Source organism: Streptomyces sp. ALI-76-A, from assembly GCF_030287445.1.
Classification (GTDB): Bacteria; Actinomycetota; Actinomycetes; order Streptomycetales; family Streptomycetaceae; genus Streptomyces.
This window is the reverse complement of record NZ_JASVWB010000002.1, coordinates 2674252-2695969: the sequence shown is the minus strand read 5'-3', so window position 1 is coordinate 2695969 and position 21718 is coordinate 2674252. Positions and strand designations below refer to the sequence as shown.

27 protein-coding genes are annotated in these 21718 nt (G+C 72.7%); 21 read left to right on the top strand and 6 right to left on the bottom strand.

Translation table 11 applies throughout. The annotated features are described in order from the left end of the window. Nucleotides 1–17 precede the first annotated feature (17 nt). On the top strand, nt 18–722 hold the full coding sequence (locus tag QQS16_RS13120) for an AAA family ATPase (RefSeq protein WP_286061821.1): 705 nt from the start codon (nt 18–20) through the stop codon (nt 720–722). Between the two features lie 146 nt (nt 723–868). On the opposite strand, the gene ybaK is transcribed toward QQS16_RS13120, so the two are convergent. From ybaK to QQS16_RS13100, 4 genes are all read right to left on the bottom strand, one after another. Then, nucleotides 869–1372, bottom strand: a complete 504-nt coding sequence (ybaK, locus tag QQS16_RS13115; protein WP_286061820.1) for a Cys-tRNA(Pro) deacylase — start codon at nt 1370–1372, stop codon at nt 869–871. 36 nt (nt 1373–1408) lie between these two features. Next, nucleotides 1409–2149, bottom strand: coding sequence for an LON peptidase substrate-binding domain-containing protein (locus tag QQS16_RS13110; RefSeq protein ID WP_286061819.1), 741 nt, complete (start codon nt 2147–2149; stop codon nt 1409–1411). 11 nt (nt 2150–2160) lie between these two features. After that, entirely contained in the window at nt 2161–3183 is a 1023-nt protein-coding gene (locus QQS16_RS13105; protein ID WP_286061818.1) for a hypothetical protein, read from the bottom strand. Between the two features lie 120 nt (nt 3184–3303). After that, nucleotides 3304–4881, bottom strand: a complete 1578-nt coding sequence (locus QQS16_RS13100; protein WP_286061817.1) for an oxidoreductase — start codon at nt 4879–4881, stop codon at nt 3304–3306. A 170-nt stretch (nt 4882–5051) separates the two neighbouring features. Between QQS16_RS13100 and hisD the strand changes: the two genes are divergently transcribed. The 10 genes from hisD (at nt 5052) to QQS16_RS13050 (ending at nt 12742) form a co-directional block, all read left to right on the top strand. Further along, nucleotides 5052–6377 carry a histidinol dehydrogenase gene (gene hisD, locus QQS16_RS13095; protein ID WP_286061816.1) on the top strand — a complete coding sequence of 442 codons (1326 nt, stop codon included), beginning with the start codon at nt 5052–5054 and terminating at the stop codon, nt 6375–6377. Beyond that, nucleotides 6353–7477: a histidinol-phosphate transaminase gene (locus QQS16_RS13090; RefSeq protein ID WP_286061815.1), complete on the top strand. Its 1125-nt coding sequence runs from the start codon at nt 6353–6355 to the stop codon at nt 7475–7477. The genes hisD and QQS16_RS13090 overlap by 25 nt, the downstream gene beginning before the upstream one ends. After that, entirely contained in the window at nt 7474–8067 is a 594-nt protein-coding gene (gene hisB, locus QQS16_RS13085; protein ID WP_286061814.1) for an imidazoleglycerol-phosphate dehydratase HisB, read from the top strand. The genes QQS16_RS13090 and hisB overlap by 4 nt, the downstream gene beginning before the upstream one ends. After that, complete coding sequence (locus QQS16_RS13080) at nt 8064–8228, top strand: CG2302 family histidine operon protein (RefSeq protein WP_286061813.1); 165 nt, start codon at nt 8064–8066, stop codon at nt 8226–8228. Before hisB ends, QQS16_RS13080 begins: the two co-directional genes overlap by 4 nt. Then, the gene (gene hisH / locus QQS16_RS13075) at nt 8219–8869 is read left to right on the top strand and encodes an imidazole glycerol phosphate synthase subunit HisH (protein ID WP_286061812.1); all 651 of its coding nucleotides are present in this window, start codon (nt 8219–8221) and stop codon (nt 8867–8869) included. The genes QQS16_RS13080 and hisH overlap by 10 nt, the downstream gene beginning before the upstream one ends. Further along, complete coding sequence (priA, locus tag QQS16_RS13070; protein ID WP_286061811.1) at nt 8869–9597, top strand: bifunctional 1-(5-phosphoribosyl)-5-((5-phosphoribosylamino)methylideneamino)imidazole-4-carboxamide isomerase/phosphoribosylanthranilate isomerase PriA; 729 nt, start codon at nt 8869–8871, stop codon at nt 9595–9597. Before hisH ends, priA begins: the two co-directional genes overlap by 1 nt. Continuing rightward, a complete protein-coding gene (locus tag QQS16_RS13065; protein WP_286061810.1) occupies nt 9594–9992 on the top strand; it encodes a RidA family protein in 399 nt (132 codons plus the stop codon). The genes priA and QQS16_RS13065 overlap by 4 nt, the downstream gene beginning before the upstream one ends. Then, nucleotides 9989–10744, top strand: coding sequence for an imidazole glycerol phosphate synthase subunit HisF (gene hisF, locus QQS16_RS13060; protein ID WP_286061809.1), 756 nt, complete (start codon nt 9989–9991; stop codon nt 10742–10744). The genes QQS16_RS13065 and hisF overlap by 4 nt, the downstream gene beginning before the upstream one ends. Before the next feature lie 139 nt (nt 10745–10883). Beyond that, entirely contained in the window at nt 10884–11471 is a 588-nt protein-coding gene (locus QQS16_RS13055) for an ArsR/SmtB family transcription factor (RefSeq protein ID WP_286061807.1), read from the top strand. A gap of 14 nt (nt 11472–11485) precedes the next feature. Further along, nucleotides 11486–12742 (top strand): MFS transporter, encoded by a 1257-nt coding sequence (locus tag QQS16_RS13050; RefSeq protein ID WP_286061806.1) that lies wholly within the window; start codon nt 11486–11488, stop codon nt 12740–12742. A gap of 7 nt (nt 12743–12749) precedes the next feature. On the opposite strand, the gene QQS16_RS13045 is transcribed toward QQS16_RS13050, so the two are convergent. Both QQS16_RS13045 and QQS16_RS13040 read right to left on the bottom strand, forming a co-directional pair. Next, a complete protein-coding gene (locus QQS16_RS13045; protein ID WP_286061805.1) occupies nt 12750–13148 on the bottom strand; it encodes a VOC family protein in 399 nt (132 codons plus the stop codon). Between the two features lie 10 nt (nt 13149–13158). Continuing rightward, nucleotides 13159–13794 carry a TIGR03085 family metal-binding protein gene (locus tag QQS16_RS13040; RefSeq protein WP_286061804.1) on the bottom strand — a complete coding sequence of 212 codons (636 nt, stop codon included), beginning with the start codon at nt 13792–13794 and terminating at the stop codon, nt 13159–13161. A gap of 83 nt (nt 13795–13877) precedes the next feature. Between QQS16_RS13040 and hisI the strand changes: the two genes are divergently transcribed. The 10 genes from hisI (at nt 13878) to QQS16_RS12990 (ending at nt 21630) form a co-directional block, all read left to right on the top strand. Further along, nucleotides 13878–14291 carry a phosphoribosyl-AMP cyclohydrolase gene (hisI, locus tag QQS16_RS13035; protein WP_286061803.1) on the top strand — a complete coding sequence of 138 codons (414 nt, stop codon included), beginning with the start codon at nt 13878–13880 and terminating at the stop codon, nt 14289–14291. Between the two features lie 11 nt (nt 14292–14302). After that, nucleotides 14303–15781: an anthranilate synthase component I gene (locus QQS16_RS13030; RefSeq protein WP_286061802.1), complete on the top strand. Its 1479-nt coding sequence runs from the start codon at nt 14303–14305 to the stop codon at nt 15779–15781. Between the two features lie 70 nt (nt 15782–15851). After that, the gene (locus QQS16_RS13025) at nt 15852–16490 is read left to right on the top strand and encodes a TIGR02234 family membrane protein (RefSeq protein WP_286061801.1); all 639 of its coding nucleotides are present in this window, start codon (nt 15852–15854) and stop codon (nt 16488–16490) included. Nucleotides 16491–16602: 112 nt separating this feature from the next. Beyond that, nucleotides 16603–16854, top strand: a complete 252-nt coding sequence (locus QQS16_RS13020) for an HGxxPAAW family protein (protein WP_286061800.1) — start codon at nt 16603–16605, stop codon at nt 16852–16854. An 82-nt stretch (nt 16855–16936) separates the two neighbouring features. Then, the gene (locus QQS16_RS13015) at nt 16937–17377 is read left to right on the top strand and encodes a DUF2752 domain-containing protein (protein WP_286061799.1); all 441 of its coding nucleotides are present in this window, start codon (nt 16937–16939) and stop codon (nt 17375–17377) included. A gap of 173 nt (nt 17378–17550) precedes the next feature. Then, nucleotides 17551–18360 (top strand): indole-3-glycerol phosphate synthase TrpC, encoded by an 810-nt coding sequence (gene trpC / locus QQS16_RS13010; protein ID WP_286061798.1) that lies wholly within the window; start codon nt 17551–17553, stop codon nt 18358–18360. A gap of 21 nt (nt 18361–18381) precedes the next feature. Next, on the top strand, nt 18382–18603 hold the full coding sequence (gene trpM / locus QQS16_RS13005) for a tryptophan biosynthesis modulator TrpM (protein WP_286061797.1): 222 nt from the start codon (nt 18382–18384) through the stop codon (nt 18601–18603). 59 nt (nt 18604–18662) lie between these two features. Further along, nucleotides 18663–19949: a tryptophan synthase subunit beta gene (gene trpB, locus QQS16_RS13000; protein WP_286061796.1), complete on the top strand. Its 1287-nt coding sequence runs from the start codon at nt 18663–18665 to the stop codon at nt 19947–19949. Further along, nucleotides 19946–20764, top strand: a complete 819-nt coding sequence (gene trpA / locus QQS16_RS12995) for a tryptophan synthase subunit alpha (protein ID WP_286061795.1) — start codon at nt 19946–19948, stop codon at nt 20762–20764. The genes trpB and trpA overlap by 4 nt, the downstream gene beginning before the upstream one ends. A gap of 89 nt (nt 20765–20853) precedes the next feature. Continuing rightward, nucleotides 20854–21630, top strand: a complete 777-nt coding sequence (locus tag QQS16_RS12990; RefSeq protein ID WP_286061794.1) for a DsbA family protein — start codon at nt 20854–20856, stop codon at nt 21628–21630. The last annotated feature ends 88 nt before the right edge of the window (nt 21631–21718 follow it).

Below are 21718 nucleotides of genomic sequence, written 5' to 3'. Positions count from 1 at the left end.
CCTGGCACGATGTCAGGGTGACCGCACCGTTGACTCCTCCTCCGCCGCCCCATGAACAGCCCGCGCACAGTGCGTGGCAGGGGTCGCCTCCCGGGTACGTGGTTCCGGCGCCGGACGTGTCGTACGGTGCGGACGGCGCGTACGGACAGGACGGTCCCGGGATGAAGACCGAGGTGCGGGAGGCCGCCGTGGTCACGGTGGCCGTGGCGCTCGCCGGGGTGCTGCTGGGCGTGCTGTGGTGGTGGCTGGCGCCGCACGTCCCGCTGGTGGGTGACGTGACCGGCGAGAGCTGGGTCGTCTACCTGGAGGACACCGAGGGCGAACAGGCGGTCGGTGTCGATGGAACGTTCACTCTGCTGGCGCTGGCCTTCGGGGCCGTGAGCGCGCTCGTCGTCTTCCTGCTGCGACGGCGCGGGGGAGTGCCGCTGGTGGTGGCGCTGGGCGTCGGCGGGCTGCTGGCCTCGTTGCTGGCCTGGCGGCTCGGGGTGTGGCTCGGGCCCACGCAGGACGTGGTCGCCCACGCGAAGTCCGTCGGCAAGGGAGTCACCTTCTCCGCGCCTCTGGAGCTGGGAGCCAAAGGGGCGCTGCTGGCGTGGCCGCTGGCGGCGCTGGTGGTGCACCTGGGGCTGACGGCCCTGTTCGGGCCGCGGGACCCGGAGCACCTGGCCCCCTACCGGCAGGACCCCGTCCCGAAGGATCCGTACGGCGCCCCACCGGCGTGACGCGTCTCACGGTCTGGTGACAGGACAGGCGCCAGACCGGTCGCGCGCCGTGGTCGGAGCGGCGCTTCTCGACGCGCCACCGCGGTCGCGTGTCTCCTTCGACATGTCCCTGACGTTCGGCCGGGGAACGGACCGCCGTCGAGGGGTCACGCACGCCCGATGGGCGCCAGCACCGCGTCCGTGAGTTTCGCCAGGTCGTCCGGGGAGAGCTCGATCTCCAGGCCGCGGCGGCCCGCCGAGACGCAGATCGTGGGGTGCGCCGAGGCCGACGCGTCGAGCACGGTCGCGAGCTGCTTGCGCTGGCCGAGCGGGGAGATGCCGCCGCGCACGTACCCGGTGGTGCGTTCGGCGAGGGCCGGGTCGGCCATCGTGGCGCGCTTGCCGCCGGCCGCCGACGCCAGCGCCTTGAGGTCGAGCCGGCCCGCCACCGGGACCACGGCGACCGTCAGCGCCCCGTCCACGTCGGCGACCAGGGTCTTGAAGACCCGCTCCGGCGAGACGCCCATCGCCTCGGCGGCCTCCTCGCCGTAGGACGGGTGGGAGGGGTCGTGGTCGTAGGAGTGGACCGTGTACGGCACTCCCGCCGCCGTCAGCGCCACCGTCGCGGGCGTGCCGCCCGCCTGCTGCTTCTGCTTCGCCTTCTTCGCCATCGCGGCCTGATCCCCGCCTGTTCCCGCGCTCGTACGTCAGTTGAGACTCGTCGGCCCGCGCGTCAGCTCGGACGCGGGCAACGACGGCAGACTACGGATGATCGACGTCTCCGAGCGAAGGAGTTTCAACTCCTCGCGCAGCCGGGCCGCGGTGTCCGGGGCCTGGAGCAGACGCTGCTTGGTCGGGGTGTCCAGCATCATCGCGGCGGCCACGAGGTACGAGACCACGGACGGTTCGTCCGGCAGTTCCGCCCCGGTGGACAGGGACCGCTCCCGGGCCCCCGCCAGACGCTTCTGGTACTGGCGGAAGGACCGCAGCACCCCCTCGGCCAGCGCCCCGGCCTCCTCGCCCGGCTCCTCCGGCAGCTCCTCCAGCTCCGCGGTCAGGAACGGTCCGGAGGCGTCGACGGACCGCAGGCGCGCCCGGGTGGTGCCCGTCGCCAGCACCTCGAAGGTGCCGTCGGGGCGTTCCCGGACCGTCGCCGCGTCCGCGACACAGCCGATGCCGTGGAACGCCTTGACCGGGTCCTCGCCGAAGCCGGCCGTCGGCCCGCGCTCGGGCACGGCCGTCGGGTCCGGCATGCCGGGCGCGGTCTGCGCCACCTCGTGGCCGTCGCGGATCGTCACGACGGCGAACCGGCGTGGTTCGTCCTCGGGGGTCTTCAGCAGCTCGCGCATCATGGCGCGATAGCGCTCCTCGAAGATGTTGAGGGGAAGCACGAGCCCCGGGAACAACACCGAGTTCAGGGGGAAGAGCGGGAGCCGCACGGTGGTCACGACGCAAGAGCCTAATGGTCGCCGGAGCGGGCACGTCCGCCGTGCTCACTCCGTGGATGGCGGGGAGTGGTCCGGCGGCGGATCTCGTCCCGGATCTCCAGGAACCGGCCGAGGGGGTCGTCCGAGAACCGTTCCCACGGAAACGAGGTGGCGTACGGGCCGATGCGGCGCAGTTGCTCCCCGGCGTCCGGCCAGCGTTCCAGCCGCACCAGGACGTACATCAGCTTGTTGCGGACCTCGGCCGGCCAGGGGTCGGCGGCCGGAAAGCGGGCCGAGAGCGCGATGGCCCGGTCGGCGGCCGCATCCAGCCGCGCGCGCGGTATGTCCCGGCCGTGGCCGTCGGTCAGGTACGACAGGGCCGCCCGGGCCGGCAGCGCCTGTACCAGCGAGTCGGCCGGGGCGTCCTGCGCGGCCCGCTCGGCGAAGTCGAAGCACGCCTGGTGGGAGCCCTGCCCGGAGGCGGCGAGGTAGCGCAGGGCCGCCACATGGCAGCCGTAGTGGTGCGGGGCCCGGCGGACCGCGGCCTCCCACAGCTCCCCGAAGTACGTGTGCCCGGCCTTGGAGCCGCGCGCGTGGTCCAGCGCGATCCGCCACGGCACCGGGTCGCTCAGGTCGCCGTGCCCGGCGGCGGTGATCAGGGGGCTCACCTCGCGCAGCAGTTCCGCCCGTGCCGGTGACGGCCAGGCGCGCTCCACCGCGAGCTGGGCGCCGAGCAGCAGCGCGTCCGGGTCGTGCGGGGCGGCCGTGCGCCAGGTCTCGTACCACTCGTCGCGGGAGCGGGCGAAGGCCGCGAGTCTGCGCGCGTAGCGGTCGCGGTTCTCCCAGTCGGCGTCCGCGCGGGTGGCGGCGAGCAGCGCGGCGGCCGGCCCGTACGCGCCCGCTCCGGCCGCGACCAGCGCGGGGCCGAGCCGGTCGTCGGGCGCGTCGAGGAACACCTCGTCGTCGGCGGGCGGCCGGCAGACCGCGCACGAGGTGTTCCGGGCCGCCCGGGAGCCGCGGTTGAACGGGAGCAACAGAGCCATGGTGTCGACCATTGAAAGACGCGGGTGATCGCTGCGCCAGGTTCATCCGGCAAGTCGCGAAAAGTTGTACGTCCCCCGGTCAAGGGTAGGTAAAAAGGTGACCGTTCAACAACTCTGGTCACACCAGCACCGTCAACCGCGCCGCAGAAGGCGCGTCGCCCCCGCCGCCACCGTCGTCGCCAGCACCCAGCCCACCAGGACGAGCACCGCGGCCAGCCACTGCCAGCCGCCGTTCAGCTGCCAGAACCCGACCTGGCCCAGGTCGATCACCGGCAGCAGCAGATCGAGGGCGAACAGAACGGGGTCCCACGGCGGATGCTCGCCGCGCTTGAGGGGCGGATGGTCTGCCTGCGCGAAGGCTACCGAACTCGCCGCCCACAGCACCGCCATCCATACGGCCGCCCGGCCCGGCCGGTATCCGTAGGCGACCGTCCAGTCCTGGGCGTACCCCCAGAGCTTGGCCGCGACCGGCAGGCTCTCCCGGCGGCGGCGCTGCTTGGCGAGCAGCACCTCGCGCGCGTCCTCGTCCTCACCGCCGGCCCGCAGCACCGAGGCGAGCCGTTCGTAGGGCTCCGGGTTGTACTCGGCGGTCGCCGCCGCGACCCAGTCCAGCCGTGCGTCCAGCGGGAACGGGCCGCGCGGCACCAGGTTCTCGTAACCGAAGCCGCCCATGTGCAGCCGCCCCGGGCCCGGCCAGGCGTCCGCCCGGTCCATCAGGTTGACCACCCGCGCCCCCGACAGCACGACCATGCCCCGCGCCGGCCGGTCCCCGAGGAAGCGCAGCTCCGGCGTCTGCACGCGGCGCAGCGACAGCTCCTGCTCGTCGGTGAAGGTGAAGCGGGCCCGTTCCAGGTCGACCGCGTCCCCGAACCGCCCGTCGTCCAGCCGCACCCCGCCCTGGCACTCGAACCGCTGGACGCGCGTCCCGCGCGCGGGTGTGGTGCCGCTGAGCGCGACGCTGCCGACGCCCGCCGGGGTCAGGTACAGCGAGCGCTCCACGGTCAGCTGCGGGGCGTTCAGGGCGAGTCGCCCGTACGGGTTGACCAGCCGGGCGCCGCGCAGGCTCAGCGAGACGCCGATCTTGGCGCTGCGCAGGCTCAGCTCGCCGTGCGACTCCAGCAGCTCGGCCTGGAGGTCCTGGCCGACGCTCATGCCGTCCGCGGCGATGGAGCGGCCGCTGCGGTCGCGGTGGACGATCGCCTGGTTGAGCATCAGGTCCGTGCCGATCTGCGCGTCGGTGAGCCGGATGCCGCGGTGGAACCGGCAGCGCGGCAGGTGCAGGTCGCCCTCGGTGTGCACCCGGGCCGCCTCCAGCCGGGGCACCGAGCAGTCCACCATCCGTACGGTCGTGAAACGCGCCTCCGGCAGCAGGACGTCCTGCTCGAAGCGGCAGTTCCGCATCTCGACGTACGGCACCACCGTGCCGCCCGCGATGTCCAGGGAGCCGCTGATCCGCACCCCCACCAGCTTCAGGGAGGACACCCGGCCGGCGAGCGCGGGCGGTCCGTCCAGGAGCAGCCAGCACACGATGCGGGCCCGCACGGTCCGCTCGGGCCCCCAGGGATGCCCGCCGTGTGGATCGTCGACGACGGTGTCGCCGCTGCTCAGGTCGTACACGGTGCCGTTGCGGAAGGCCTGCCACATGCCGGCCTCGGCGGCGGTCAGATCGTCCGGCGGTCCACCGTCCCGCAGGCCGGCCCCCTCGGTCACAGTGCTTCCTTCCTCCCCGCTGCTCCAACCTTTCGTACAGCTGTTCATGCCCGCTGTGTGACGGGTCGAACACGTGGGGTGAAGGACGTCCCGCGGGTTCCCGGGATGTTCTGTATCAGCCATTGATACGCGCGGACGACGCCCGATCCCGGTCTGCGAGAATTGACGGCGTGATCTCCCGAATCGATCTGCGCGGCGACGCCCTTCCCGAGGGCCCCGCCCTGCGCGACCTGCTGCCCCGAGCCGACTTCGACGTCTCGGCCGCCCTGGAGAAGGTGCGTCCGATCTGCGAGGCCGTGCATCATCGGGGCGACGCGGCGCTGATCGACTTCGCCGAGAAGTTCGACGGGGTCCGGCTGGAATCGGTACGCGTCCCGGCCGAGGCGCTGACCAGGGCGCTCGACGAGCTCGACCCGGCCGTGCGCGCGGCCCTGGAGGAGTCCGTCCGGCGGGCCCGTCTCGTCCACCGCGCGCAGCGGCGCTCCACCCACACCACCGAGGTCGTACCCGGCGGATCGGTCACCGAGAAGTGGGTCCCGGTCGACCGGGTCGGGCTGTACGCGCCCGGCGGGCGGTCCGTCTACCCGTCCTCCGTGATCATGAACGTGGTGCCCGCGCAGGAGGCCGGCGTCGAGTCCATCGCGCTCGCCTCCCCGGCACAGGCCGACTTCGGCGGGCTGCCGCACCCGACGATCCTCGCCGCCTGCGCGCTGCTCGGCGTCGACGAGGTGTACGCGGCCGGCGGCGCGACCGCGGTCGCGATGTTCGCGTACGGCACCGAGTCCTGCCCGCCCGCCGACATGGTCACCGGCCCCGGCAACATCTGGGTCGCCGCGGCCAAGCGCTACTTCACCGGCAAGATCGGCATCGACGCGGAGGCCGGGCCGACCGAGATCGCGATCCTCGCGGACGACACCGCCGACCCGGTGCACGTCGCCTCCGACCTGATCAGCCAGGCCGAGCACGACCCGCTGGCCGCCGCCGTCCTGGTCACCGACTCCGTCGCCCTCGCGGACGCGGTGGAGAAGGAACTGGAGCCGCAGGTCGCGGCCACCCGGCACATCGAGGACCGGATCCGCCCGGCGCTCGCCGGCCGGCAGTCCGCGATCGTGCTGGTCGACGGCGTCGACGAGGGCCTCCGGGTGGTGAACGCGTACGGCGCCGAACACCTGGAGATCCAGACGGCCGACGCCGCCGCGGTGGCCGACCGGGTCCGCAACGCCGGCGCGGTCTTCATCGGCCCCTGGGCGCCGGTCTCGCTCGGCGACTACGCGGCCGGGTCCAACCACGTCCTGCCCACCGGCGGCTGCGCCTGCCACTCCTCGGGCCTGTCCGTCCAGTCCTTCCTGCGCGGCATCCACATCGTCGACTACACGAAGGACGCGCTGGCCGACGTGGCGCATCACGTGGTGACGCTGGCGGAGGCGGAGGATCTGCCGGCCCACGGGGCGGCGATCAAGGCGCGGTTCGGATGGAAGGTTCCCCAGAGCACGTGACCGGCATCGACGATCTCCCCGTACGGGACGAGCTGCGCGGCAAGTCCCCCTACGGCGCGCCCCAGCTGGACGTCCCCGTACGGCTGAACACCAACGAGAACCCCTACCCGCTGCCCGAGCCGCTGGTCGAACGGATCGCCGAGCGGGTCCGTGAGGCGGCCCGGCACCTCAACCGCTACCCCGACCGGGACGCGGTCGAGCTGCGCACGCGGCTCGCCCGGTACCTGACGGACACCTCCGGTCACCCGGTGGGGCCGGCCAACGTCTGGGCGGCCAACGGTTCCAACGAGGTCATCCAGCAGCTGTTGCAGACCTTCGGCGGACCGGGCCGTACGGCGATCGGTTTCGAGCCGTCGTACTCCATGCACGGTCTCATCGCGCGCGGCACCGGTACGGGCTGGATCTCCGGTCCGCGTCACGAGGACTTCACGATCGACCTCGCCGCCGCCGAGAAGTCCCTCGCCGAGCACCGGCCGGACGTCGTGTTCGTCACCACCCCCAACAACCCCACCGGCACCGCGGTCCCGCCGGAGACCGTCCTCGCCCTGTACGAGGCCGCGCAGGCCGCGAAGCCCTCGATGGTGGTGGTCGACGAGGCCTACATCGAGTTCAGCCACGGCGGCTCGCTGCTGCCGCTGATCGAGGGCCGGCCGAACCTGGTCGTCTCGCGGACGATGTCGAAGGCCTTCGGCGCGGCCGGACTGCGCCTCGGCTACCTCGCCGCCCACCCGGCGGTCGTGGACGCCGTCCAGCTCGTCCGGCTGCCGTACCACCTGTCGGCGATCACCCAGGCGACCGCCCTGGCCGCCCTGGAACACACCGGCACGCTGCTCGGTTACGTGGAGCAGCTGAAGGCGGAGCGGGACCGGCTGGTCACCGAACTGCTGGCGATCGGCTACGACGTCACCGCGTCGGACGCCAACTTCGTACAGTTCGGCCGGTTCGCCGACGCGCACGTGATGTGGCAGCAGATCCTCGACCGGGGCGTCTTGGTCCGGGACAACGGCGTACCCGGCTGGCTGCGGGTGACCACCGGGACCCCCGAAGAGAACGACGCGTTCCTCGACGCGGTCCGTGAGTTGAAGAAGGAGAGCGCATGAGCCGCGTAGGCCGCGTGGAGCGGGTGACGAAGGAGACCTCGGTCCTCGTCGAGATCGACCTCGACGGGACCGGCAAGGTCGAGGTGGCGACAGGGGTCGGCTTCTACGACCACATGCTCGACCAGCTCGGCCGGCACGGTCTGTTCGACCTGACCGTGAGGACCGAGGGCGACCTGCACATCGACTCCCACCACACCATCGAGGACACCGCCCTCGCGCTGGGTGCCGCCTTCAAGCAGGCACTCGGCGACAAGGTGGGGATCTACCGCTTCGGCAACTGCACGGTGCCCCTGGACGAGTCCCTCGCCCAGGTCACCGTCGACCTGTCCGGCCGCCCCTACCTCGTGCACACCGAGCCCGAGAAGATGGCGCCGATGATCGGCGAGTACGACACCACGATGACCCGGCACATCCTGGAGTCCTTCGTCGCCCAGGCCCAGATCGCGCTGCACGTGCACGTGCCCTACGGACGCAACGCGCACCACATCGTGGAGTGCCAGTTCAAGGCGCTGGCCCGGGCCCTGCGGTACGCCAGTGAGCGTGACCCGCGCGCGGCCGGCATCCTCCCGTCCACGAAGGGCGCGCTGTGACCGGCCTGTCGACCCTGCTGATCGTCGTCGGCCTGTTCCTGGCCGGCGGGATCTACTCCTTCGTCAAGCAGCAGATGCCGAAGAGCCTCATCGTGCTGCTCTCGGTCGGCGCCGCGATGTGCCTCGTCGCGGGCGTCATGAGGCTGGAGGTGTGGAATTGAGCACCGGTGTGAAGAAGGTCGTCGTCTTCGACTACGGCTTCGGGAACGTCCGCTCCGCCGAGCGTGCCCTCGCGCGCGCGGGAGCCGACGTCGAGATCACGCGTGACTACGACACGGCGATGAACGCGGACGGTCTGCTGGTGCCGGGCGTCGGTGCCTTCGCCGCCTGCATGAAGGGCCTGCGGGAGGCGCGCGGGGACTGGATCATCGACCGCCGGCTGTCCGGCGGCCGTCCGGTCATGGGCATCTGCGTCGGCATGCAGATCCTCTTCGCGCGTGGCATCGAGCACGGCGTGGAGAGCGAGGGCCTCGACGAGTGGCCCGGCGCTGTCGCGCCGCTGGAGGCCGACATCGTGCCCCACATGGGCTGGAACACGGTCGACGTGCCCGCCGGCTCCGAGCTGTTCGCGGGCCTGGACGCGGACGCGCGCTTCTACTTCGTGCACTCCTACGCCGTCCACGAGTGGAGCTTCCAGGCCACGAACCCCGCGCTGCGCGCCCCGCTGGTGACCTGGTCGACACACGGCAAGCCCTTCGTGGCCGCCGTGGAGAACGGCGCCCTGTGGGCCACGCAGTTCCACCCCGAGAAGTCCGGCGACGCCGGAGCGCAGCTGCTGAACAACTGGATCGGAACCCTCTGATGGCTTCGAAGCTCGAACTCCTCCCCGCCGTGGACGTCCGTGACGGCCAGGCGGTCCGGCTCGTGCACGGCGAGTCCGGTACGGAGACCTCGTACGGCTCGCCCCTGGAGGCCGCCCTCGCCTGGCAGCGGGCGGGCGCCGAGTGGCTGCACCTGGTCGACCTGGACGCGGCGTTCGGCACCGGCGACAACCGGGCCCTGGTCGGGGAGGTCACCGGGGCGATGGACATCAAGGTCGAGCTGTCCGGCGGCATCCGGGACGACGCCACCCTGGCCGCCGCCCTGGCCACCGGCTGCACCCGGGTGAACCTCGGCACGGCCGCCCTGGAGACCCCGGAGTGGGTCGCCAAGGTCATCGCCGAGCACGGCGACAGGATCGCGGTCGGTCTCGACGTCCGCGGGACGACCCTGCGCGGACGCGGCTGGACCCGTGACGGCGGCGACCTCTACGAGACGCTGGAGCGCCTCGACAAGGAGGGCTGCGCGCGGTACGTGGTGACCGACATCGCCAAGGACGGCACGCTCCAGGGCCCGAACCTGGACCTGCTGAGGAACGTGTGCGCGGCCACCGACCGCCCGGTCGTGGCCTCCGGCGGCGTGTCGTCCCTGGACGACCTGCGGGCCCTCGCCGGGCTGGTCCCCCTCGGTGTCGAGGGCGCCATCGTCGGGAAGGCGCTGTACGCGAAGGCGTTCACCCTCGAAGAAGCCCTGGAGGCGGTGGCCAAGTGAGCGATCTGCGACGTGTGACGACCGGCGCGCCCTGGGAGGAGACCTTCGGGTACTCCCGTGCGGTGGAACTGCCGAACGGCCTGGTGCTGGTCTCCGGCTGCACGTCCATCGTGGACGGCGAGATCGCCGCGGGCGACCCCTACGAGCAGACGGTCAACGCCTTCGACGTCGCGTTCGCGGCGCTCGGACAGCTGGGCCTCGGCCGCGAGGACGTGGTGCGGACCCGCATGTACCTCACCCACGCCCGGGACGTGGAGGACGTCGGGCGGGCGCACAAGGCGCTGTTCGACTCCGTCCGGCCCGCCGCCTCCATGCTGATCGTCTCCGGCTTCGTGGACCCCAGCCTGGTGGTCGAGGTCGAGGTGGAGGCGTACCGAGGGGCGGAGCGGTCATGACCCTGGCGGTCCGAGTCATCCCCTGCCTGGACGTGGACAACGGCCGGGTCGTCAAGGGCGTCAACTTCCAGAACCTGCGCGACGCGGGCGACCCCGTCGAGATGGCCAAGGTGTACGACGCCGAGGGCGCCGACGAGCTGACGTTCCTGGACATCACCGCCTCGTCGGGCAACCGCGAGACGACGTACGACGTGGTGCGCCGCACCGCCGAGCAGGTGTTCATCCCGCTGACGGTCGGCGGCGGCGTCCGCACGGCCGAGGACGTGGACAAGCTGCTGCGGGCGGGCGCGGACAAGGTGGGCGTCAACACGGCCGCCATCGCCCGGCCGGACCTGATCCGGGAGATCGCCGAGCGGTTCGGCCGGCAGGTGCTGGTCCTGTCGGTGGACGCCCGCCGCACCGCGTCGGGCTCCTTCGAGGTGACCACCCACGGCGGCCGCGAGGGCACCGGCATCGACGCCGTCGAGTGGGCGCACCGGGCCGCCGAGCTGGGCGCGGGGGAGATCCTGCTCAACTCGATGGACGCGGACGGCACGAAGGACGGCTACGACCTGGAGATGATCGCCGCGGTCCGCAAGCACGTGAGCGTCCCGGTGATCGCCTCCGGCGGCGCGGGCAGGCTGGCCGACTTCCCGCCGGCCGTCGCGGCGGGCGCGGACGCGGTGCTCGCGGCGTCCGTCTTCCACTTCGGCGATCTGCGGATCGGCCAGGTCAAGGAGACACTGCGGGAGGCGGGGCACGCGGTGAGGTGACACCACGCCGCCTTCGAACCCCGGTCGCCCGACGGCGGCCGGGGTTCTTTTTTCCGTCGGGGGTTCTTCGCCGTAGGTACGAAAGAGAAGTTGCGCAAAATAGATTGCGCAACTTCTACTGCGTATCTAGGGTGAGGCCATGCCCTCCCAGGAGAACCGCCGGATCACGGATCTCGGCACCCTCAAGGCCCTCGCCCATCCGCTCCGGATCCAGCTGTACCGGCTGCTGTACATCGCCCGCACCGCGACCGCCTCCCAGCTCTCCGAGCAGGTCGACGAGGCCGTCTCCCTGGTCAGCTACCACCTGCGCAAGCTCGCCGACCACGGCCTGATCGAGCCGGCCGAGCCGCAGAGCGGGGACGGACGCGAGCGCTGGTGGCAGCCCGCCTCGGACGGCCTCAGCATCCACGACGAGGACTTCCGGGACGCCCCGGAGAAAGCGGCCGCGCACACGGCGGCCTCCCGGCTCATCTACGAGCAGCGCAGCGAGCTGTACCGACGGCACCTCGACGAACGCCCCCACTGGGGTGCCGACTGGAAGAGCGCGTCCTTCGACTCGGAGTACCTGGCGCGGCTGACGGCGCCCGAACTCGCCGAGCTGTCCAAGGACGTGCACGTCCTGCTGAAGAAGTACGACGAGAAGGGCCGGGCCGCCGAGGCCGCCGGCGACACCGAAGGGCGCGAGAACGTCGCGCTGCACGTGTACGGGTTCCCGTTCCGCGTCTGAGGAAGGCCACCTCCGTGACCACCACCGCGCCCGTCATACCCGGGCGGGCCGCCGCCGAGCGCCCCGCCCACCGCGACGGCAACGTCCTGCGCTGGCTCGCCGCCTACACGTCCTCGATGGTCGGCGACAGCGTCTACTACCTCGCCCTGTCCTGGGCGGCCGTCCAGGCCGGAACGCCCGCGCAGGCGGGCCTGGTGATGACGGCGAGCGCCGTGCCGCGGGCCCTGCTGATGCTGGGCGGCGGAGTGATCGCCGACCGGTTCGGACCGCGCCGGGTGGTCATCGGCAGCGACGTCGTGCGCTGCGCGGCCGTTCTCGCGGTGGCCGTCCTGCTCTTCGCCACTGACCCCGGACTGTGGCCCCTCGCCGCGCTGGCCGTGGTCTTCGGCACCGTCGACGCCGTGTTCCTGCCGGCCGTGGGGGCCCTCCCCGCGCGCGTGACGAGCCACGGCCAGCTCGCGCGCGTGCAGGGCATGCGCGGCCTCGGGATCCGGTTCGCGAGCGTCGTCGGGGGCCCGCTCGGCGGCCTCGGGGTGGCGCTCGGCGGTGCGGCGGCCGCCTTCGGTCTCGCCGCGCTGCTGATCGCCGTGTCGGTGCCGCTGCTGCTCTCCGTACGGATGCGGGAACTGCCCTCCGACGACAAGGCGGCCGACGCCGGCGGCACCGCCTGGCACGAGCTGGTGGCCGGCCTGCGGTACATCCGCCGCCACCGCGTCCTCGCCCCCCTGATGGTCGCCATCACCCTGGGAGACCTCGGCTTCGTCGGCCCGCTCAACGTGGGCCTGGTCCTGCTCGCCGACGAGCGCGGCTGGGGCGCCGTCGGGATGGGCTGGGTGCTCGCCGGGTTCGGCGTCGGCGCGGGCGCCGCCTCCCTGCTGCTGACCGTGCGGGGGCGGCTGCCGTACGCCGGGCACACCGCGGCGTACGCGGTCCTGGGGGGCTCGGTCGCCATCGGCGCGCTCGCCCAGGCGCCCGGCGTCGCCGTGGCGGCCGGCACGGCCCTGCTCGTCGGACTGCTCGCCGGACTCAGCGGCGCCCTGTGCGCGGCCCTGCTGCAGACCCAGTCGGACCCCGCCTACCTGGGCCGCGTCACCGCCGTCGCGAGTCTGGCGAGCCTCGGACTGGCCCCGCTCAGCATGCCGCTGTCGGCCGCGGCGATCGGCGCCTGGGGCACCGGCCCGGTCTTCGCGGTCAGCGCGATGGTCTGCGGGCTCGGCGGGGTCGTCGCCCTGTGCGTGCCCGGCCTGCGCCGCGCCGAGCTGCCCCGCTGACGCGGGCTCACCCCTTGGGCTGCGCCAGCTGCACCAGGTTGCCCACCGTGTCGTCCAGGACGGCGGTGAGGTACGGGCCCTCGTCCCGCGGGCCCTGGGTGAACTCGACCCCGAGCATCCGCAGCCGCTCGTACTCCTCCTCGACGTCGTCGACGGAGAACACGATGCACGGCAGTCCCGCCTTCCGCACCGCCGTGCGGTACGGCTCCGCGATGGGGCCCTGGCCGGGCTCCAGCAGCAGCTGGAGGTCCCGCTGGGCCCCCTCGGGAGCGCCCACGGTGACGAAGCGCGTGCCGTCGCCGAGATCCATGTGGATGCGGGTCTCGAAGCCGAGGACGTCCGTGTAGAAGGCATGTGCCCTGGCCACGTCGTCGACGTACACGCTGGTCATGGCGACCTTGATCACCGCGAACTCCTCAGATCCCGAGCTGCTTGGCCTCGTGCAGCCGGGCGACGGCGTCCTTGTCGCCGTCCAGTTCGACCCTGGCCGCGCTCTGCCGGCCGTAGGTGAACAGCAGCAGCTCCGACGGGTCGCCGGTCACCGTCACCACCGGCGTGCCGCGGTGGGCGACCGCCGTCTGGCCGTCCGGGCGGCGCAGCACCAGTCCCGTCGGGACGCCCCGGCCCATCAGGCGGGCGGTGCGCTCCAGGCGGGACCACAGGGCGTCCTGGAAGACCGGGTCGAGTTCACGGGGCGTCCAGTCCGGCCGGGCCCGGCGGACGTCCTCGGTGTGGACGTAGAACTCGACGATGTTCGACGCCTCGTCGATCTGTTTGAGGGAGAAGGGCGAGAACCGCGGCGGGCCGGTCCGGATCAGCCGGATCAGCTCCTCGTACGGCTTGGCCGCGAACTCCTCCGTCACCTTGTCCAGGCGGGAGGCGAGCTGTTTGATCAGCAGGCCGCCGGCGGCATCGGGACGGCGTTCGCGCACCACCACGTGCGCGGCGAGGTCACGGGTCGTCCAGCCCTCGCACAGGGTCGGGGCCTCGGGGCCCTCGGCCTCCAACAGATCGGCCAGGAGAAGTCGTTCACGCTTGGCGAAGGTCGACATGACAGCCAGCCTACGACCGCCCCGCGGGTCCGCACAGTGGACGCACCCCGGGGATGTCACACGGGCGCGGCACAATGGCACCCATGACCAGCACGCCCGCGCCCAGCAACCTGGATCCCGAGATCGCCGCCCGCCTCAGGCGCAGCGCCGACGGACTCCTGCCCGCCATCGCCCAGCAGTACGACACCGGAGAGGTACTGATGCTCGGCTGGATGGACGACGAGGCGCTGCACCGCACACTCACCACCGGCCGCTGCACCTACTGGTCCCGCAGCCGCCGGGAGTACTGGGTCAAGGGCGACACCTCCGGCCACGTCCAGTGGGTGAAGTCCGTCGCCCTCGACTGCGACGCCGACACCGTGCTGGTCCGGGTCGACCAGGTCGGCGCCGCCTGCCACACCGGCGCGCGCACCTGTTTCGACGCGGACGTACTGCTCAAGGACGCCGGCGTACTGCTCGAGGACGCCGATTCCGGCCTCCCGGGCGCGGATCAGTAAGGTCAGCCGCCATGGACCTCGAGACGTTCCGCAAGCTGGCCACCGACCGCCGGGTCATCCCCGTCACCCGCAAGCTCCTCGCGGACGGCGACACCCCGGTCGCGCTCTACCGCAAGCTCGCCGCCGAACGCCCCGGCACCTTCCTGCTGGAGTCCGCGGAGAACGGCCGTTCCTGGTCCCGCTACTCCTTCGTGGGCGTCCGCAGCGCCGCCACCCTCACCGCCCGCGCGGGACAGGCCCACTGGCTCGGCACCCCGCCCGTCGGCGTCCCCGTCGACGGGGACCCCCTCGTCGCCCTGCGCGCCACCATCGACGCCCTGCACACCCCGCACCAGGACGGCCTGCCGCCCTTCACCGGCGGCATGGTGGGCTACCTGGGCTACGACATCGTGCGCCGTCTGGAGAAGATCGGCCCCGGCGAGCGGGACGACCTGCGGCTGCCCGAGCTGACCATGCTCCTCACCAGCGACCTCGCGGTGATGGACCACTGGGAGGGCTCGGTCCTGCTGATCGCCAACGCGATCAACCACAACGACCTCGACACCGGCGTCGACGAGGCCTACGCCGACGCGGTGACGCGCCTGGACGCCATGGAGGCGGACCTCTCGCGCGCGGTGGCCCAGCCGCCCGCGGTCCTGCCGCCCTCCGAACTGCCCGAGTACACCGCGCTGTGGGGCGGCCCCGACTTCCAGGTGGCCGTCGAGGACATCAAGGAGCGCATCCGCGCCGGCGAGGCCTTCCAGGTCGTCCCCTCCCAGCGCTTCGAGACGCCGTGCACGGCGAGCGCCCTGGACGTCTACCGGGTCCTCCGGGCGACCAACCCGTCCCCGTACATGTACCTGTTCCGCTTCGACGGCTTCGACGTCGTCGGGTCCTCGCCCGAGGCGCTGGTCAAGGTCGAGGACGGGCACGCCATGGTCCACCCCATCGCCGGCACCCGGCACCGCGGGGCCACCCCGCAGGAGGACCAGGCCCTCGCCGACGAACTGCTCGCCGACCCCAAGGAGCGCGCCGAGCACCTCATGCTCGTCGACCTCGGGCGCAACGACCTCGGGCGGGTCTGCGAGCCGGGCTCCGTCGAGGTCGTCGACTTCATGTCCGTCGAGCGGTACTCGCACGTCATGCACATCGTCTCCACGGTCACCGGCAAGGTGGCGGCGGGCCGTACGGCCTTCGACGTCCTGACGGCCTGCTTCCCGGCGGGCACCCTCTCCGGCGCCCCCAAGCCCCGCGCGATGCAGATCATCGACGAGTTGGAGCCCTCCCGCCGCGGCCTGTACGGCGGCTGTGTGGGCTACCTGGACTTCGCCGGCGACTCCGACACCGCCATCGCCATCCGCACGGCCCTGCTGCGCGACGGCACCGCCTACGTCCAGGCGGGCGCCGGCGTCGTGGCCGACTCCGACCCGGTCGCCGAGGACCAGGAGTGCCGCAACAAGGCGGCGGCGGTCCTGCGCGCGGTCCACACCGCCAACCGGCTGGGCGCGTAAGGGCGCCGCCCCGAAATGGGGCGCTTCTCACGGAGCCCCGGGTGACCGTTCGCCCGGGGTTCAGGCGATAGTGGAGTACGTGACTTCCGCACCCCGCCCCCGTTCCGACGCCGCAGGCCCCGCCCGGGCCGGCCGCCGAAGCCTCGCCGTCGCCCTGACGTGCGGCGCGCTCGGCGCGGCCGTGGCGCTGCTCGCCACCCGCCAGCAGTGGTCGCGGGGCACCGCGACGGTGGCCGGCGGCCCGTTCCCGCTGAGCGCCAGCGGCAGCGATGTCACCGGCGTCCCCGCGGCCCTGGCCATAGTGGGCCTCGCCGCGCTCGTCGCCGTCTTCGCCGTCCGCCGCACCGGCCGCTTCGCCGTCTCCGCCCTGCTCGCGCTCTCCGGCGCCGGCATCGTCGCCGCGGCTCTGTTCGGCGCCTCCGACAGCTCCGCGCTCGACGAGAAGGCCGCCCAGGCCTCCGGCGACACCTCCGCCACCGTCGACGCGCTCACCCACACCGCCTGGCCGTACGTCGCGGCCGCCGGCGGCCTGCTGATCCTGGTCGCCGGACTGCTCGCCCTGCGCTACGGCCGCCTGTGGCCCGCCATGTCCGGCCGCTACGAACGCTCCGGCGCCCCCCGCCCGCGCCGCAGGGCCGCCCCCGACCCCGACCGGCCCGAGGAACTGTGGAAGGCCCTCGACCGGGGCGAGGACCCCACGGGCGCGTAGCGCGGCGCCGACGCGCTCGACGGGCGACCCCCGGCCATCCGTCGCGCGCGGGTGCGGGACAATGGCATCGAGCGTCCGGCTCAGACACGTACACAGCAACGAGGAGCAAGTCATGGCGGGCAGCAGCCACGGTCACACCCCGGCCGCCTGGACCGGTGTCATCATCGCCTTCATCGGGTTCTGCGTGGCGGGCGCCTTCATGGTGATGGCCCAGCCGGCGGGCTTCTGGGCCGGCATGGCGATCGTGGTCCTCGGCGGCGTGGTCGGCTGGATCATGAGCAAGATGGGCATGGGCATGCCGAAGGACGTCCACCCGGTGCACCGGACCACGGACCGGCGGGAGCCGGCGGGCGCCGAGAGCTGACCCGCGCGCGAACCCCGTGGGGGCGGTCCGGCGAACGTGCCGGGGCCGCCCCTCACGCGCGTGCGGGGCGGAGCGAGGCACAATGCCGGACGTGAACGCCGACAGTCGCAGGGTGACGCCGTACACCACCGTGGCGGCCCGGCTGGCCGTTCCCGCGGGTGTCCTCGCGGCGGTCGCCGGGGCCTTCGCGTACGTGGGGACCGTGGACCCCAACCAGCCCGGCCACTACCCCGTCTGCCCGCTGCTGCGTCTCACCGGTCTGTACTGCCCCGGCTGCGGCGGCCTGCGCAGCGCGCACGCCGTCGTCCACGGGGACGTCCTGGCGGCGCTCCAGGCCAACGCGGCGGCCGTCGTGGGCTATCTGGGGTTCGCCGCGCTGTGGACCGTCTGGGTGGTCCACGCGGTGCGCGGCCGTCCACTGCGGCTCGACCCCTCCCCGGCGCTGCTGTGGTCGCTGGGCGCGTCACTGCTGGTCTTCACGGTTGTCCGGAACCTGCCGTTCGGTGGCTGGCTGCATCCTTGATCATCGGGCGGACGTCCATGTAGTGGGACCACTGTCAACCGGATGCGAGGCCTACGCCTTCCTCCGGATACCATCGCAATGACCACGGCCTTCTTCCCGGTCCCGCCCGGTGGGCGGGCCGGTGGCGGAAGCCGAACCGCTTGACAGTCAACCGCTGGAAGGGGGCCGCTCGCGTGAGTGTGCTCGACGAGATCATCGACGGAGTCCGTGCCGACCTCGCGGAGCGGCAGGCGCGCGTCAGCCTCGACGAGCTCAAGGAGCGCGCGGCGAAGGCACCCGCGGCCAAGGACGGGGTGGCCGCGCTGCGCGGCGACGGCGTCAAGGTGATCTGCGAGGTCAAGCGCTCCAGCCCGTCCAAGGGCGCGCTGGCCGCGATCGCCGACCCGGCCGGGCTCGCCGCCGACTACGAGGCGGGCGGCGCCGCCGTCATCTCCGTCCTCACCGAACAGCGCCGCTTCGGCGGCTCGCTGGCCGACCTGGAGGCGGTCCGGGCGCGGGTGGACATCCCCGTGCTGCGCAAGGACTTCATCGTCACCTCCTACCAGCTGTGGGAGGCCCGGGCCTACGGCGCCGACCTCGCGCTGCTGATCGTCGCGGCCCTCGAACAGTCGGCCCTGGAGTCGCTCATCGAGCGCGCGGTGTCCATCGGACTCACCCCGCTGGTCGAGGTGCACGACGAGGACGAGGTCGAGCGCGCGGTGGACGCGGGCGCCAAGGTGATCGGCGTCAACGCGCGCAACCTGAAGACGCTGGACGTCGACCGCGGCACGTTCGAGCGGCTCGCCCCCGAGATCCCCGCCCACATCGTGAAGATCGCCGAGTCCGGCGTCCGCGGCCCGCACGACCTCATCGCCTACGCCAACGCCGGCGCCGACGCGGTCCTGGTCGGTGAGTCCCTGGTCACCGGCAAGGACCCGAGGACGGCGGTCTCCGACCTGGTCGCCGCGGGCGAGCACCCGGCGCTCCGGCACGGCCGCGGCTGACCTCCGGCTAAGCTGGGCCCGATGACTCTGCCGCTCGCCCTGACGACCCGGGACCGGCACGCCCGCCTCGCGCGCGGCTGCCGCCCCCGTGGCTGCCGCGCGCCCGCGCGCAGGGTGCACGGCCGCAGGGTCCGGTACGTCATCGGTGACGAACCGGGACAGGTGAACGGCCGTCGATGGCAGCGCCCCTCCAGGGGCGAGGGGAACCGCGCGACGAGCCACCACAGGCCCGCGGTCATCTGACAACCCCCGCCCCACGGCGATCAGTGATTTTTTCCACGCACTCACCGTGAGGTATCCGCATGCCCAGCGAGTTCTTCATCCCCGACCCCGAGGGTCAGCTCCCCAGCGCCGAGGGGTACTTCGGCGCGTTCGGCGGCAAGTTCATCCCGGAGGCGCTGGTCGCCGCCGTGGACGAGGTCGCCGTCGAGTACGACAAGGCCAAGTCCGACCCCGAGTTCGCCCGTGAGCTCGACGACCTGCTCGTCCACTACACCGGCCGGCCCAGCTCCCTCACCGAGGTGCCGCGGTTCGCCGAACACGCCGGTGGCGCCCGGGTGTTCCTCAAGCGCGAGGACCTCAACCACACCGGCTCGCACAAGATCAACAACGTGCTCGGCCAGGCCCTGCTCACCAGGCGCATGGGCAAGACCCGCGTGATCGCCGAGACCGGCGCTGGCCAGCACGGCGTCGCGACGGCCACCGCCTGCGCGCTGTTCGGCCTCGAATGCACCATCTACATGGGCGAGATCGACACCCGGCGCCAGGCCCTGAACGTGGCCCGGATGCGCATGCTCGGCGCCGAGGTCGTCGCCGTGAAGTCCGGCAGCCGCACGCTGAAGGACGCCATCAACGAGGCCTTCCGCGACTGGGTCGCCAACGTCGACCGCACCCACTACCTCTTCGGGACCGTGGCCGGCCCGCACCCCTTCCCGGCGATGGTGCGCGACTTCCACCGCGTCATCGGCGTCGAGGCGCGGCGGCAGATCCTGGAGCGCGCGGGCCGCCTGCCCGACGCCGCCATCGCCTGCGTCGGCGGCGGCTCCAACGCCATCGGCCTCTTCCACGCCTTCATCCCCGACGCGGACGTCCGCCTCATCGGCTGCGAGCCCGCCGGGCACGGCGTCGAGACCGGCGAGCACGCGGCCACGCTCACCGCCGGTGAGCCGGGCATCCTGCACGGGTCGCGCTCCTACGTCCTCCAGGACGAGGAGGGCCAGATCACCGAGCCGTACTCGATCTCGGCCGGCCTGGACTACCCCGGCATCGGCCCCGAGCACGCCTACCTCAAGGACAGCGGCCGGGGCGAGTACCGCGCGGTCACCGACGACGCGGCCATGCGGGCCCTGCGTCTGCTGTCGCGCACCGAGGGCATCATCCCGGCCATCGAGAGCGCGCACGCGCTGGCCGGCGCCCTGGAGGTCGGCAAGGAACTGGGCAGGGACGGGCTGATCGTGGTCAACCTGTCCGGCCGCGGCGACAAGGACATGGACACGGCCGCCCGCTACTTCGACCTCTACGACACCGACGCCGAGGTCGCCGCCGACCAGGACGCCGACACCGCCGAGATCGAGGGGGACGCCAAGTGAGCGGGAACATCCAGCTGTTGACGGACACCCTCGCCGCCGCCAGGGCCGAGGGCCGCTCCGCGCTCATCGCCTACCTCCCGGCCGGGTTCCCGACCGTGGACGGCGGCATCGAGGCGATCAAGGCCGTCCTCGACGGCGGCGCCGACATCGTCGAGGTGGGTCTGCCGCACAGCGACCCGGTGCTCGACGGTCCCGTCATCCAGACCGCCGACGACATCGCCCTGCGCGGCGGGGTCAAGATCGCCGACGTCATGCGCACGGTCCGCGAGGCCCACGAGGCCACCGGGAAGCCGGTGCTCGTGATGACGTACTGGAACCCGATCGACCGCTACGGCGTCGAGCGGTTCACCGCCGAGCTGGCCGAGGCGGGCGGGGCGGGCTGCATCCTGCCCGACCTGCCCGTGCAGGAGTCGGCGCTGTGGAGGGAGCACGCGGACAAGCACGGCCTCGCGACCGTCTTCGTCGTGGCGCCCAGCAGCAAGGACGCGCGGCTAGCCGAGATCACCGAGGCGGGCAGCGGCTTCGTCTACGCCGCCTCGCTGATGGGCGTCACCGGCACCCGCACGTCGGTCGGCGCGCAGGCGCGGGACCTGGTCGAACGCACCCGGGCCACCGGCACCGGTCTCGCCGTCTGCGTCGGGCTCGGCGTCTCCGACGCCACGCAGGCCGCGGAGGTGGCCGGCTTCGCCGACGGGGTGATCGTCGGATCGGCCTTCGTCAAGCGGATGCTGGACGCGCCGGACGACGCGGCCGGTGTCGAGGCGGTCCGCGCCCTCGCCCGGGAACTCGCGCAGGGCGTGCGCGGCACGGCCTGACCGGGCGGGACAGGGCGTACAGGTCACTCGAACGGGTGGACCTGGGGCCGGGGAGGCGCGGTGCGCCTCCCCGGTTCGTTCTGCGGGATGTGAGCGAGAAGAATCGAGAGGCAAAGCGCACCGCCCGCGAGCGGCTGGCGCAGGAGCGCGAGAAGCAGAAGTCCGCGGACAAGCGGCGCCGGGTGCTGATCGTGGGTGCGAGTGTGGTCGGCGTCCTGGGTCTCGCGGCGGTGATCGGCGTCGTCGCGGCCAACGCGGGCAAGGACGACGGCAGCGACTCCGCCGGCCCGGTCGTGGTCCCGTCCGGCGCGCAGGGCAAGGACGGCCTCGCCCTCCCGGCCGGCAAGGAGAGCGCCACGTCGACGCTCACCGTCTGGGAGGACTTCCGCTGTCCTGCCTGCAAGGCCTTCGAGACGGCGTACCGGCAGGTGATCCACGAGCTGACGGACTCCGGTCAGCTGAAGGTGGACTACCACCTGGCGACGATCATCGACGGCAACATGGGCGGCACCGGCTCCCGCAACGCGGCCAACGCCGCGGCCTGCGCCCAGGACGTCGGCAAGTTCACCGCCTACCACGACGTGCTCTACGACAACCAGCCCCCCGAGACCGACGACGCCTTCGCCGAGAACAGCAAGCTCGTCGAGCTCGCGGCCAAGGTCGACGGACTCGACACCCCCGCGTTCCGCACCTGTGTCGAGAAGGGCACGCACAACAGCTGGGTCGAGAAGTCCTCGGCGGCCTTCCGCACCGGCGGCTTCAGCGGCACGCCGACGGTGATCCTCAACGGCAAGAACATCTACCAGGACCAGACGATGACGCCGGCGAAGCTCAAGCAGCTCGTCCAGGAGGCCGACCAGGGGTGAGCGGGCCGGGGGCCCTCACCGCCCGCCTGTTATGGACCCGTAGCCGGACCGCCTGCCGTGGGCCCGGTCCGGCACGGTAGCGTCGACC

Bases quoted from the DNA above. Each gene is read 5' to 3' on its own strand.
- trpM (WP_286061797.1), top strand. From the start codon at position 18,382: ATGACTCTGCCGCTCGCCCTGACGACCCGGGACCGGCACGCCCGCCTC.
- QQS16_RS13105 (WP_286061818.1), bottom strand. From the start codon at position 3,183: ATGGTCGACACCATGGCTCTGTTGCTCCCGTTCAACCGCGGCTCCCGG.
- priA (WP_286061811.1), top strand. From the start codon at position 8,869: ATGGCTTCGAAGCTCGAACTCCTCCCCGCCGTGGACGTCCGTGACGGC.
- ybaK (WP_286061820.1), bottom strand. From the start codon at position 1,372: ATGGCGAAGAAGGCGAAGCAGAAGCAGCAGGCGGGCGGCACGCCCGCG.
- hisI (WP_286061803.1), top strand. From the start codon at position 13,878: ATGACCAGCACGCCCGCGCCCAGCAACCTGGATCCCGAGATCGCCGCC.
- QQS16_RS13055 (WP_286061807.1), top strand. From the start codon at position 10,884: ATGCCCTCCCAGGAGAACCGCCGGATCACGGATCTCGGCACCCTCAAG.
- trpB (WP_286061796.1), top strand. From the start codon at position 18,663: ATGCCCAGCGAGTTCTTCATCCCCGACCCCGAGGGTCAGCTCCCCAGC.
- hisB (WP_286061814.1), top strand. From the start codon at position 7,474: ATGAGCCGCGTAGGCCGCGTGGAGCGGGTGACGAAGGAGACCTCGGTC.
- QQS16_RS13090 (WP_286061815.1), top strand. From the start codon at position 6,353: ATGGAAGGTTCCCCAGAGCACGTGACCGGCATCGACGATCTCCCCGTA.
- QQS16_RS13030 (WP_286061802.1), top strand. From the start codon at position 14,303: ATGGACCTCGAGACGTTCCGCAAGCTGGCCACCGACCGCCGGGTCATC.
- hisF (WP_286061809.1), top strand. From the start codon at position 9,989: ATGACCCTGGCGGTCCGAGTCATCCCCTGCCTGGACGTGGACAACGGC.
- QQS16_RS13020 (WP_286061800.1), top strand. From the start codon at position 16,603: ATGGCGGGCAGCAGCCACGGTCACACCCCGGCCGCCTGGACCGGTGTC.
- QQS16_RS13040 (WP_286061804.1), bottom strand. From the start codon at position 13,794: ATGTCGACCTTCGCCAAGCGTGAACGACTTCTCCTGGCCGATCTGTTG.
- QQS16_RS13015 (WP_286061799.1), top strand. From the start codon at position 16,937: ATGCCGGACGTGAACGCCGACAGTCGCAGGGTGACGCCGTACACCACC.